Below are 13,088 nucleotides of genomic sequence, written 5' to 3' on the forward strand. Positions count from 1 at the left end.
AGAAAAGAACCAAAAGAAAAAGCTCGTCGCTTAAAACTCTCCGGGCCACGCTTACGCTAAAGCTTCAGCGTGCCCGCGCTGTGCTTCTCGTTGCTGACGGGCTTGTCTGAACTCGGGCTTTGGCCAAGCCCTCAAACATGCAGACAAGCTTTTAACCGCCATCAACTGCGATGCTCACTGATCGTTTTAACGCGACATACCGGGTCTTGCCCCGGGTGTTCAACCAGTTTACGGAACTAAACGGAGCTAATTGGATAAGATAAGTATTTAAAAAATAATGGAACACATCTTCATTAAATTATCCCACGCAGTGGAGGGGGCGCCCGCCATCGCCCTTGCCGCTTCTTTCATCTGGGGCATCCTCAGCATCATCCTCAGCCCCTGCCATCTGGCCAGCATCCCCCTAATCGTGGGCTTTGTGGACGAACAGGGCCGGATCTCCACCAAACGGGCCTTCAGCATCTCCCTGCTGTTCGGGCTGGGGATACTGCTTACCATCGCGGTCATCGGCGGGGTCACCGCCGCTCTGGGGCGGATGCTGGGCGACATCGGACGGTGGGGCAATTATTTTGTGGCCATCATCTTCTTCCTGGTGGGACTGCACCTGATCGGCCTGATCCCCATGCCCTGGGCCGGGGCCAATGCCTCGGGGTACAAAAGAAAAGGCTTGCTGGCCGCTTTGATCCTGGGCCTGATCTTTGGGATAGCCTTGGGCCCCTGCACTTTTGCCTACATGGCCCCGATGCTGGCGGTGGCCTTCCGCACCGCCTCCACCAACCCGCTTTACGGGGCCGGGCTCCTGATGGCATACGGCCTGGGGCACTGTTCGGTGCTGGTGCTGGCCGGGACCTTTACCGAGGTCATCCAGCATTACCTGAACTGGAGCGAGAGATCCAAGGGTACGGCCATCGTCAAGATCGTCTGTGGAATACTGGTGATCCTGGGCGGGGTTTATATGATACTAACTGCTTAAAAAAAGGCACAAGATACATGTGGCAGAATTTTGTCAACCGGCTGGTCTTTAACTGGCTGGGGATGGCCCCGGAAGCCCACTTTACCAAGGCCCTGCACTTTTTCATCTACGACAGCGTCAAGGTGCTGTTCCTGCTGGCGGTGATAATATTTCTGATCACCATGGTCCGGACCTGGCTGCCGCCGGAGAAGACCAGGAAGATACTTAGTCACAAGCGGACCTTCATCGGGAACATACTGGCGGCCCTGTTCGGCATCATCACACCGTTCTGCTCCTGCTCGGCGGTGCCGCTGTTCATCGGCCTGGTGGAGGCCGGGGTGCCGCTGGGGGTCACCTTCTCCTTTCTGATCTCCTCGCCCATGATCAACGAGATAGCCCTGGTGATGCTGTGGGGCATGTTCGGGTACAAGATAGCCCTGCTCTACATCGGCAGCGGACTGGTGATCGCCGTCACCGCCGGTTATATTATCGGCCGGCTTAAGCTGGAGAAGTGGGTGGAGGGATTCGTTTACCAGACCAAGGTGGGGGCGGCCCCGGAGGAGTCCTGGACCTTTAAATACCGGGTAATATATTCCAAAGACTACATGCTGGACATCCTGAAAAAAGTGTGGCCCTACGTGCTGATCGGAATAGCGGTGGGCGGGGTGATCCACGGCTTCGTGCCCCAGGACTTTCTGGCCAAGTACGCCGGCAAGGGCAACTTCTTTGCGGTGCCGCTGGCGGTGCTGATCGGCATCCCGCTTTATTCCAACGCCGCCGGGATGGTTCCGGTTGTTAAAGCCCTGCTGGACAAGGGTCTGGCCCTGGGGACGGCCCTGGCCTTCATGATGGCGGTGATCGGGGCCTCGTTCCCGGAGATGGTCATCTTAAGAAAGGTGCTGAAAATTCCGCTGCTGGTGATATTCTTCGGGATACTGACCATCGGGATCATCATCACCGGGTACATCTTCAACGCCCTAATCTGAACTCAGCTGCCAGCCATAAGCTGTAAGTGTCAGAAAGGGGGGCAATTCACAAAATAAAAAACGGGCCGTCAACGGGCCCGTTTTTTATTGCTATTTATCCTGTTCTATTTTACCAGCACCATTTTTCTGGCCTGGCTGAAATTACCGGATGACAACTTGTAGATATACACTCCCTCGGAGACCTTTCTTCCGGCCTCGTCTTTGGCATCCCAGATCACCTGCTGCTGGCCGGATTTCTGGTAGCAGTTGACCAGGGTCCGCACCAATTGCCCGTTGAAGTTGTAGATCTTTAGCGACACCTCCCCGGAATTCTCCAGCTGATAGGAGATCTGGGTCTTGCAGCGGACCGGGTTGGGGGAGTTCTGGGATAGGGCTGTAATCAGGGGAAGCACCGGCGCGGCAAAGCGCGCATCCTGTGCCACATCGTAGTCGCTGGTGCTCCAGGAGGCCGGCGGGGTGTAAAGAACGGCGGAATTCAAGGCGGCGGTGGTGCCCAGTCCCAGGGTGCCGGCCTGGTTCTCCACTCCGGCCACGTAGGTCTCGGCGGTGGTGATGCTGCCCCACTGGAGCTTGATCTTGCCGTCTGGGGTCAGGATCATCTGGAAGGTCTGGGTGCTGGTGTTGGCGTAGTTCTTGACCGCATTGAAGGATACCACGAACTTGGTGGCCGAGGAATAGTAGGTGATGGTGCCGCCGCCGGAGACGTTGAGGTCCCTCCAAACCCCGGCGATCAGCGCGTTGGGGGCCGCGGTGTTGGGGATGGCGGCCGGGGTGTAGGCGGTGGAACTGGTGCCGAAGTTTAAAAACCCGTTGGAGCAGATGTTGACCGCAGTATAGCTGGTCCCGTAGAAATTGAAGGCAAAGCCGATGTTGACCGCCACCGCTTGGTCGTCACCGGTCAGGCCGCTGGCCGTGGTGGCCGAGGCGTCCCAGCCGTAAGTGGCCGAGGCCTTGGTGTAATTGGGGGCGGTGGTCCCGCCGCTGGTCCCGCCCTTAAGGTACTCCTCCCAGGTGGTGGCGGCGCAGATGGGCAGGTTGTCATAGGTGGCATCGTAGTTGGAGGTGGTCGAGTTGTGGAAGATGGCGATGCCCCGGGCGCTGGCATAGGTGGTGGAGTTCTTGTAAAGCTTTACCGCATTGGTTACCCCGCTGATGATGCCGTCGCAGGCGGCGGTCAGGGTGGGCCTGGTGGTGATGGCGGCCTTGACCTTGGCGGCGAAGTCCGAAAGATCTATATGGTAGCTGAAATAGCTGGTGGAGAATTTCTGGGTGTTGGTCAGCGCGGTGGTGATAGAAGCGCTCAGGCCCGCGCCCCGGGCGGCCATCAGCTCGTTGGCAAAGGTGTTGACCGAGGTGTTGAGGGCCGCTATCTGGGTCAGGTCCACCACCGACAGGGTGGACTGTCCGGAGGTGCCGTTGATGATGGCCTTGCCCATGTCAATGGCGCTGGTGGTGGGTGTGGTGTTAAGGGTGTTGAGCCAGGTGGTGTAATACCAGCCGGCTGAGCCCTCGGTCTCCTCGGAGACGTTGGCCACGTTGGCGTAGTTGCGTGAGATGTCCAGCACTTCCCACATGCCCATCAGGCAGGCGTCCCAGCCGATGTGGTCCAGGTTCCGGCCCAGGGCGGTCTTGATCTGGGCCATGGCCCCGGCGAACTCGCCGTTGGCGATGCCGATCACCGAACCGTGGGAATCGTCATTGGAGAAGCCCTTGATAACCGCTGTCTCGCCGTCTTTCTTGTACCAGCCGTCGCCGTGGTCCCACATCACCAGTGAGTAACGGTTGGCCGGGTAGTTCTGGATGGCCCAGGTGGCGAAGTTTACCAAAGTGGTTGGGCTGCCCATGTCCACCTCGCCCAGGTCCGAGATCTGGTTGGCCGCAGTGGGGGTCATGCCGTTGGTGATCTTAAAGCGCTTGCAGGTGGTCCAGTTTTCGTACTGGGTGTCATAGCTGGAGGAGCGGTCCATCTGGACGATGACGTTGATCTTGCCCGAACTGTACGAGGCGGCGGCCATCTCCAAAAAGTCGGCTATGCCGTCGGGTTCCAGGTTGTTGTCGGCGTTCAGGTAGACCATGATGGTCCATTCGGCGCCGCCGGTGGAGGCTGCCGCCTGGCTGACGGTGATGGTCTTGGGCGAGCCGGTGGTTCCGGCCGGGGCGGTGGCGGTGACGGTCACCGTGGCCGAACGGGCCGCGCCGGTGTTGGCCGCGGCGGTCATGGTGAACGATCCCGGGGTGCTGCCGCTGGCGGCCGAGGTGGTCAGCCAGGTGGCATCATCGGTCACTGTGTAGGATATGACATCGGTTGAGCCGCTGTTGGTGACGGTTACGGCTGAACTGGTTCCACCGGCGGCGGCCGGGGTCCAGGAGCTCATGCTGACGGCCAGGGCCGGAACCGGCGTGGTTCCTCCGGTGACCGAGATGGTCAAACCGTAATTTCCGGCCGTCCCGGAATAGTATTTGCCCTTGGCATACCAGTAACCGGTGGCGTCAGCAGTGAATACCACCGAATCGGCCAGGCCTGCCCCGGCGGTGCTGGAGCCCTTCTGGACCTGGGAGGGGTTGAAAAGGTAAAGGTCAAAATCCAGGCTGGCTCCCGGGGTGATCTTAACTTTGATTAACTGGCCGGCGGTAACGCTGAACTTGTAATAGTCGGTGGTGTCGGTGCTGCTTAGGTAGCAGCCGGTCCAAGAACCAGGGCTTACCGAAAGAGCAGCTGTAAAAGTATTCCCGGCATCGGCGCCGGACCCAGCATCGTTCTGGATTACCGTGCTGGCGGTGCCGGTCAGTACCACGTCGTCGATATAAACCCCGGTGTTCTGGACGCTGGCATCGCTCATGAACCAGAACCGGACTTGGGTGGCCGTGACCGGGATGGTCACAGTCTGCTGGGCCCAGGTCTGGTAGCTGCCGGACCGGGACCAGGCCGTGGTCCAGGCGGTGCCGCTGTAGTACTGCAAATATATATAATCGTAGCTCGTTTCGGTGTATTGCCAGATGTAGAATTTTAGGGTGGCGCTGGTGTATCCGGAAAGGTTTACTGTCCTGGTCATATAATTGTTCTGGCTGGCGGCATAGGGGTTGACTTCGTCGCAACGGGCGCTGTACGAAGCGCTATTGTAGCTGGTGGTCGATTTTACCCATCCGGTGGTTGGGGAAAGAGTCCAGCCGGTGGGGAAATTGGTCATGTCATCAGAGAAAATGGTGGTCTGGGCCAGGGCGCCCCCGGCCAGTAGGACCAAAGCCAGAACCAGTAAACTTAACCGTTTCATTTTCCAAGCCTTTCTTTATGTTTGATTACAGGTCATTTTTGGAATTCAAATATATCATAATGCAAGATATGTGCCATTTGTATAATTAACTATATAATAACTTGCGTTGCAACATGTTACGTGTAAGGTCAAAATATCATAAAAGACTTTTACTGTTATTTGGATGTATCAATATGATACGATAATAAATATATATCTGGTTATTTTATTAATAACAGATTGCAAATAAAACAAATAAAATGAGTTATATAAAAATTATATATTGTAAATAAAAGATACAGTCGAATTATAGCTGTGTGATTAAAAGCAAAATGATGGGAAAAGAAGCAATAATACTTTAATTTATTTAAAATATTTCTTGCAAATCAAAATTATTTATGTTAAACTGAAATAATGAACGTATCATATTGTTACAATGAATAAATTACTTAAAGATCAAAAGGTCGGCACAAAATATCAGGTGTTGGAATTTCTGGGAGAAGGTTCCACCAGCCAGGTATATAAAGCCGTTGACCTGGCCGGGGGCCAAACTGTGGCCCTGAAGCTTTTCTTAAAAGATTTCATTAATATTGATCTGGTCTGCCAGGAGTTCCGCCTTTTGGCGGAACTCAGACATCCCAATCTGGCTGCGGTACATGGTTACGAAAATTTCCAGGGCGAATGTCTTTATGTGATGGAATATGTGTCGGGCCCGGACATCCTGTGCCGCAGCCGGGACCTGTCCCTGGAAGAAAAGGGACGCAAGCTGATCGACTTGTGCCACGCCCTGGAATACATCCATTCCCGGAACATCGTTCATCTTGATTTAAAACCGTCCAATCTTCTGCTGGACGGGAAGGACGCCGTAAAGCTGCTGGACTTCGGGCTGGCCCAGAGCGGCGCTTGTTTTCCCCTGAAGATATCAGGCACTCCTTTCTACATTTCTCCGGAGGTCATCTCCGGTCAGTCTCCGGATGGCCGGGCGGACCTGTATTCGCTGGGAGTGCTGATGTATCAGATATTCACCGGGGTCCTGCCATTTGAGGCCTCCTCGCTGAGAGAACTGGTCAAAAAACATCTCTATCAGCCGCCTCAGCCGCCCCAGTTATACAATGCCGTCCTATCCGAACGGCTTCAATCATTGATCCTAAAACTTCTGAGCAAAGATCCCAATGATCGGCCGGCCGGCGCCGGCGAGGTGGCGGCGGAGCTGGCCAGGATCATCAAGCAAAGCCCCGGCGTATCGCCCGATTTCCTCCCCCCGCCTTTTGTTTTCAACAGCCGTCTGGTGGGCAGGGATAAAGAAATGGCCGAACTGCGCCAGGCTGCCCAGAATGCCATTTCCGGCCAGGGCTCCACCGTTTTCATTTCCGGCGAGACCGGCATCGGGCGCACCAAACTGCTGACCGAATTCTCCCTGGAGGTCCAGCTTTTGGAGTGCCAGGTGCTGTGGGCCCGCTGTTATCAGCCAGATACCGCTGCCTATGACCTGGCGGCCCAGCTGTTGACCCAAGTTCTGCCTTTGGCCCAGAACTTTTGTCCCCAGGCCCTCTCAGAGTTCGGCCCCAAATTGGCTGAGATCGCTCCGGGTTTCAGGTCACTGCCCGAGGTCAGCAGCCTCCCGGTTCCGGCCGCCTTGCCGGCTCCGGAGCAGAAGCTGCGGCTTCTGGATGCCGTGGCCGGATTCATCATCAAAACCCTGGAGGCTGGCCCCTCCCGGGCAACGGTCATCATGCTGGAAAGCATCCACTGGATAGACCGGGAAAGCCTGGAGGCCATCAGCCACCTGATGCGCAACATCTCCCGTTCCTCCATTCTGGTGGCGGGCAGCTTCAGGAACGACGACCTGGCTCCGGGGCACCATCTGCCGGCGGCTATTGAGTCCCTGATCGCCGAAAACCTGGCAGAGCAATTATTCTTAAAACGATTGAGCTTGCCTGAGGTATCCGAACTCATCCGGAATATTTTCCCCGGGATCCAAAACCCCGGGCCGCTGATTTCCAGGATACATTCCGAAACCGGGGGGAACCCCCTGCTGATAGAAGAAGCGGTGCGGTACCTATTGGACTCGGGGGTTATACAGCGGCGCCACGGGCATTGGCTGATATCCGGGCCGGCGGATGGCCGGCTGAGCCTGCCCGACGATTTGGACAAGACCTTTAAAGTTAAGCTGGGAAAACTTTCTTCAGACCAGTTGCTGCTGATCCAATCCCTGGCGGTGATGGGGCGCCCGGCCACCGCCCGCCAAATCTCCGTCATGACAGAACAGGATATTTGCCAGACCGGAAAAGATCTGCTCTACCTTAAGAGCCAAAGCCTGCTGGCAGTTTTACGGGAGGAAAAAGGCGAGCCACTTTACGGGTTGCATCACTCCAAAATAACAAGCGAAATCTGCCGTTCCGCCCCTCCGGAATTGCTGTCCCGGCTGCACCGGGCCGCCGCCCGGATACTGGAACAGCAGGAAAATCATTCTCTGCAGGAATTGTCCGCTTTGTCCCGCCATTGGGAAGAAGCCGGGGAGCCGGGTAAAGCCAGGAAATTCCATCTTTTGGCCGGAGACGGCCTGGCGGAATTTTCCAAGCAGCAGGCCATAGAACATTACCGCCAGGCCATAGAGCTGTCTCCATCCCGGCAGGATGCTCCGGTGCTGGAAAAACTGCAGAAGCTTTACTATGTTTCGGGGGAATTCCAAAAAGCCTTTGAGGCCGCCCAAAGCCTGCACCAGGCCAAAGGGCCGACGCCGGAAAGCTATTATAACCTGGGGCGGTGCCAGGAACGGCTGGGAAATTATGAATCCTCCATAGAATACCTGCGGCTGGGATTGTCAATTTCTGGCAACGATCCCCAATTGTCCGCCCGCCTGATGGGGGCCATAGCCGTGACCTGCATCAGCCGTGGAGAATACCGGACCGCGGAAAAATACTGCCAGGAAGCCTTAAAATTACTTCCTCAAAACTGCAAGCCTTCGGTGGAGGCCGAGATTTTCAACACGCTGGGGCAGGCCTACTGGCATTTGGCCGAATGGAGCCAGGCCCTTTCGGTGCACCGGAAGAGCTTGGAGATCAAGGAGCGGGAGGGCAGCCTGTACGGGATCGCCAACAGCCACAACAACCTGGGGCTGGTTTATTACCGGATGTACGACTGGGACCGGGCGGCGGAGTCCCACCAGAAGAGTTTCGCCCTGCGGGAAAAGATCGGCGACATCAGCGGCCTGGCCAAATCCTACAATAATCTGGCCCTGATCTCCCGGCATCTATATGACTGGGACCAGGCCCTGGAGTACCACAACAAAGGTCTGCAGACAATGGAGCGGATCGGATCGGGCGTTGAGACGGCCGCCTCGCTGGTCAATATCGGATTGATCCACAAAGCCAAGGGGGAATGGGACCGGGCCTTGTGGAGTTATAACCGGGCCATCCAACTGGCCGTCACCATCGGAGCCAAGAACATCCTGCTGGACGCCTATATCCGCAAGGCGGAGTTTTACCTGGCTCTGGGGAGTCTGGAGGACGGCAGTTTGTTCTGCCAAAAATCGCTGGGCATGGCCGAAGAACTGGGCGGCCGCCTGGAGATGGGGCGGGCCCTGAACATTTCGGGACGCATCAGCCAGATGCGCCAGCAATGGGACAAGGCCAAGGACGACCTTTCCCGGGCCAGGGAGATCTTTGCCGGGCTGGACATCAAAGCCGGAGAGGCCTTTATCCTGAAGAACCTGGCCGACCTGCACCGCGAGCTGGGAGAGCTGGACCAGGCCGAAGTTTTGGCCGACAAATCCCTGAGCCTGGCCCAAAGGGTGGAGGAACAGCAGTTGGTGGCCGATATCCTGCTGCTGAAAGGCGAACTGCTGGAGGAGAGAGGCAAAAGCGGCCTCAAGTACATGGAATGGTCGCTGGAGATAGCCAATAAGGTCAACACCGCCGAAACGGCCTGGCCCATTTTCTCGGCCATGGCCAGACACTACGTCCGGCACAAGCGCCATGATCTGGCCCTGGAACATTATAAAAAAATTCTGTTCTGGTTCAAGCAGGCTCTGGCCAATATCAGCCAGCCGGAGCTAAAATCCTCGTACATCTTCGCCCCCCGCCGGCGACAGATGTTCAAGGACATCAAACTTTTCCGTCAGGAGGCAGCCAGCCATGCCGGTTAATCAGAGAGTGCAAAGCGCCGAGAACCTGGTGGTGGAGGCGGAACTTGATCTGGCCGCCATCGCCCAGGTTCTGGAAGGGCAAAAGAATATATCCTCGCTGCTCGATCCGGACCAGGGCAAGGAAAGGCTCAGCCTGTTATTGGAGGCCTCCCGCCGCCTGAGCCGGGTCTTAAATCTCGACCAGCTGCTAAATGTGACCATGGATTCGGTGCTTGCCCTGACCCGGGCCGAACGGGGATTCCTGATGCTGTACGAAGGGGAGATCCTGAAATTCAGAGTGATCAGGAACCAGAAAAGCCAAAACTGGGAGGGGGAGGATTTCCAGATCAGCCATACCATCACCCAGCAGGTAATAGACAGCGGCCAGCCTCTCTGGGTCAAGGATGCCTCCCAGGACGCCAATTACAGCCAGTCGGCCTCCATCGCCGATCTCAAACTGCGGTCATGCATGTGTGTGCCGCTTTTTTCCGGCCAGGCCGACAAAAGAAAAATGCTGGGAGTGATCTATGTCGACAGCCAGCAGATCCACGAGAGCTTTTCCCCCCAGGATCTGGACCTTTTTGCCGCCCTGGCGGCCCAGGCCGCCATCGCCATTGAGAACGCCGAACTGGTGGAGAACATCAGCCGGCTGGAGCGGGAAAAACGGGAGCAGCTGGAAAGAGAGAACGTTTCGCTTCAGAAACAATTGGAGGACCGGGGAGAGCTGCTGGGGCAGTGTCCGGCTATGGAGAAGGTTTTTTCCCTGGTGCGGCGGGTGTCCGGATCCGAGGTGAATCTGTTGTTGCTGGGGGAATCGGGCACTGGAAAAACCCTGGTGGCCCGGGCCGTCCATCATCTGAGCCTGCGGAAGAACAAACCGTTCATAGTCATAGACTGCGGCTCCATCCCGGAAAACCTGCTGGAGTCGGAGCTGTTCGGCTACGAGAAGGGGGCCTTTACCGGGGCCTTTGCCCGCAGGCAGGGAAAATTTGAGATGGCAGACGGAGGAACGGTTTTTCTGGACGAGATCGGGGAGATGCCCACCGCCCTCCAGACCAAGCTGCTGCGGGTGATCCAGGAAGGGGTGGTGGAGCACATCGGAGGAAAGGATACCATCAAAGTGGACCTGCGGATCATCGCCGCCACCAGCCGGGACCTGGAGCAGGACATTCGAAACGGCCGGTTCCGGAAGGATCTCTTTTACCGGCTCAACGTAATCACCATCCACCTGCCGCCGATGCGGGAGCGGGATAGCGATGCCCTGCTGCTGGCCGGATTTTTTCTGGAAAAATATTCGGCCAAGCACCGGAAACACATTGCCGGTTTAAATTCCGCCGCCAAAGCGGCATTGATGAGCTACGGCTGGCCGGGAAACGTAAGAGAGCTGGAGCATAAGATTGAACGGGCGGTGATCATGTGCGACGGCCGGGAAATAGCGCCATCACACCTGGAACTGGAGCCGGCATATTATGAACCCAATCTGCCGTCCGGGCTTAACGGCGCCAAAGCGGAGATAGAGAATAGGATGGTAATCCAGGCCCTGTCCCTGAACAACGGTGACATCACAGCTGTAGCCCTGCAGCTGGGGGTGACTCGGCAGCAGATCTACCGGATAATGAAGAGGCACGGGCTGAAGAAGGACAGGCAGGTTATTCCGGCAAAAAAGCAAAAAAGTATTGACAATCTTAATATAAAGTGATATCGTCAATACACTAGACAACTACTGCGTGAAGTCCCGACCCTAACAAAATTATAAATATTGGGGTGGTGAGAACGTTGAAAATAATATAAAGCCTTAATGTCTCCGGTAAAAAGGGATAGACATTGGGGCTTTTTGCGTTTAAATCCCGGAACCGGGTTGCCTGTAAAGGACTCTTATTGATATAACCCCTAAAACAAGGGGTAAACAAAACCATAAACATCAATAGGAGGAGAAAGCCATGCGCAAGCGACCCCAATCCACTGCGGACTTTCAGGGGACCGCCGAAGGCCTGGTAAAAGGCGGCGAGATCAACAAGACCGAGATAGCCAAGTGGGACCTAAGGGCTGCCGAACTGCAAAAACTTTCGGACAAATTCGTGGCCGCCAACGCCCTGCAGGAAAAGCTCAAAGGCGACCTGCACCAATCCACCGATGACTTGAGCGCAGTTAAAAAAGAACTGCAAAAAGAGATAGCCCGGTGGATCTCCGTTTTGGAAGGCCAATACGGCAAGACATCCGAAAAGTTGCAGGACTTTGGAATAACCCCCAGGATGCTAAGGCCGCATAAGGGGCCCAGGGCTAAGAAGGCGTAACTCAACCCCGGCCCTTCTCTCGAGGGAGGGGAGAAAGGGTTAGGTTAGATAGGAGGAATGGCAGGCAGGCTTGACGATCAATGTTTAGGTACAGCTTATATGTAACAACGGGAAGTTCAGATGAAAATCAAGCCTGCCTGCTTATAAACCACTGTAGTGAAAATTTAAAAAAGCAATAGAACGGGTCTTAAACGGGTGCGTTCATAAAGTGAACGCAGGCGGGGCAACATAGAACAACAGTGTGTTTGTAGAGAACGATAAGGTGCAGGTTCTTAACGAGTGCGTTTTACGGCAAGACATATAAGAATGAATATCAAACGCAAGTGTTCTTGAAATGAACGCAAGCGTTCAAATAGGGAACGATAAGGAATACATAAATAACGATAGCGTTTGAACGATGAACGATATCGTTGCGGTAGGTAACGGGTGTGTTTAGCCGGACAACGACAGCATTTAGATTTCACAACAATAAATATACCAAATAGTTAACCAATGTATATGGTAAGGAAGACAATTCATGAATCATAAAACTAAATGCATACTAATAGCCCTGATACTAGGACTGGTAAGTGTTGCCCACTCGTCAGAGTTCAAAAACCCCTATAAGCTGCGGGATGTAAAATTCAGCAAAAAGCCTAAATTGGACGAATGGTGCGATGTATCGTTCAAATTGGTGTGCGATGGCGATTATATGATTGATTCGTTGCCGCTTAAGTTTATAATATGGGGCATACAGACCGACCAGCCTAACGAACAAATGCCAAAATGGTATGACATCAGGAAAGACTCCGAAAAGATTGTGAAGATCAGGATACGGCCGTATTTTTACGGTTGGTGCAAATTGGGGATGGAAAGCTTTGATGGGGATATTAACATAGGTATAAATGATAAAGGCAAATGCACTTTTGCGGGTGGCAGCGCCGAGTTGGGGGCCAAGCTTGGTAAGCCGGAGATTGAAAGAGAAGTTATAACCATGGATGGGCCGCTGACTATAAGGGAATATTCACCCAGCCAGACAGCCAGACAAAGGAAGCTGTTATCGGTGGATACTATGGACGGGAATCTATATGGGTCTGATTACTATAAAAATGTTAAATTTATTAAAAGCAAGAAGGGGATATTGAAGTCAATCAGGGGCGGCGGAAACATATTGAGATATGATTTTTATCTGTCGCCATTACCGGAGTGGGGCAAGAAATCTAAGCTCAAGATAAAATTGGTGACAAGAAGGAATGAACCGCCGAAAGTTGAAGTATATAAACGGTTTGATTGGAAATTATTTTTGATAAATGATACGATACCTCCGCTAAAATATTCGGATAATGCTGTATTTATATTGGAGTTTAAAATTAAACCAATTAAAGCAAGCGGGCAACATGCTTGGTTCAAGTTTGTATATAATCAATCTGACTCAACCGTAAGGGGCTTTGATATATATTTTGATGAAAAAGGAATTTTAAAACCTTTAGAATAAGGGAA

At 54.4% G+C, this 13,088-nt stretch carries 7 protein-coding genes; 6 read left to right on the forward strand and 1 reads right to left on the reverse strand.

What is annotated here, in order from left to right:
- Positions 1–274: 274 nt before the first annotated feature.
- Both HZA73_08925 and HZA73_08930 read left to right on the forward strand, forming a co-directional pair.
- A complete protein-coding gene (locus HZA73_08925) occupies positions 275–973 on the forward strand; it encodes a cytochrome C biogenesis protein (GenBank protein ID MBI5806155.1) in 699 nt (232 codons plus the stop codon).
- Positions 974–990: 17 nt separating this feature from the next.
- On the forward strand, positions 991–1,938 hold the full coding sequence (locus HZA73_08930) for a permease (GenBank protein MBI5806156.1): 948 nt from the start codon (positions 991–993) through the stop codon (positions 1,936–1,938).
- A gap of 104 nt (positions 1,939–2,042) precedes the next feature.
- On the opposite strand, the gene HZA73_08935 is transcribed toward HZA73_08930, so the two are convergent.
- The gene (locus tag HZA73_08935) at positions 2,043–5,210 is read right to left on the reverse strand and encodes a T9SS type A sorting domain-containing protein (GenBank protein MBI5806157.1); all 3,168 of its coding nucleotides are present in this window, start codon (positions 5,208–5,210) and stop codon (positions 2,043–2,045) included.
- Positions 5,211–5,625: 415 nt separating this feature from the next.
- Between HZA73_08935 and HZA73_08940 the strand changes: the two genes are divergently transcribed.
- The 4 genes from HZA73_08940 to HZA73_08955 all read left to right on the forward strand — a co-directional run bounded on the left by HZA73_08940 (position 5,626) and on the right by HZA73_08955 (position 13,083).
- Positions 5,626–9,336 carry a tetratricopeptide repeat protein gene (locus tag HZA73_08940; protein ID MBI5806158.1) on the forward strand — a complete coding sequence of 1,237 codons (3,711 nt, stop codon included), beginning with the start codon at positions 5,626–5,628 and terminating at the stop codon, positions 9,334–9,336.
- Entirely contained in the window at positions 9,326–11,014 is a 1,689-nt protein-coding gene (locus tag HZA73_08945) for a sigma 54-interacting transcriptional regulator (GenBank protein MBI5806159.1), read from the forward strand. Before HZA73_08940 ends, HZA73_08945 begins: the two co-directional genes overlap by 11 nt.
- A 241-nt stretch (positions 11,015–11,255) precedes the next feature.
- Entirely contained in the window at positions 11,256–11,609 is a 354-nt protein-coding gene (locus HZA73_08950; protein ID MBI5806160.1) for a hypothetical protein, read from the forward strand.
- A 517-nt stretch (positions 11,610–12,126) separates the two neighbouring features.
- Positions 12,127–13,083, forward strand: coding sequence for a hypothetical protein (locus HZA73_08955; protein ID MBI5806161.1), 957 nt, complete (start codon positions 12,127–12,129; stop codon positions 13,081–13,083).
- Positions 13,084–13,088 lie beyond the last annotated feature (5 nt).

The organism is candidate division TA06 bacterium (genome assembly GCA_016235665.1).
Lineage (GTDB): Bacteria > Edwardsbacteria > AC1 > AC1 > EtOH8 > UBA5202.

What these genes read in the sequence shown, in the direction of transcription:
- HZA73_08930 (MBI5806156.1), top strand. Translation starts at nt 991, where the DNA reads ATGTGGCAGAATTTTGTCAACCGGCTGGTCTTTAACTGGCTGGGGATG.
- HZA73_08935 (MBI5806157.1), bottom strand. Translation starts at nt 5,210, where the DNA reads ATGAAACGGTTAAGTTTACTGGTTCTGGCTTTGGTCCTACTGGCCGGG.
- HZA73_08940 (MBI5806158.1), top strand. Translation starts at nt 5,626, where the DNA reads ATGAATAAATTACTTAAAGATCAAAAGGTCGGCACAAAATATCAGGTG.
- HZA73_08945 (MBI5806159.1), top strand. Translation starts at nt 9,326, where the DNA reads ATGCCGGTTAATCAGAGAGTGCAAAGCGCCGAGAACCTGGTGGTGGAG.
- HZA73_08950 (MBI5806160.1), top strand. Translation starts at nt 11,256, where the DNA reads ATGCGCAAGCGACCCCAATCCACTGCGGACTTTCAGGGGACCGCCGAA.
- HZA73_08955 (MBI5806161.1), top strand. Translation starts at nt 12,127, where the DNA reads ATGAATCATAAAACTAAATGCATACTAATAGCCCTGATACTAGGACTG.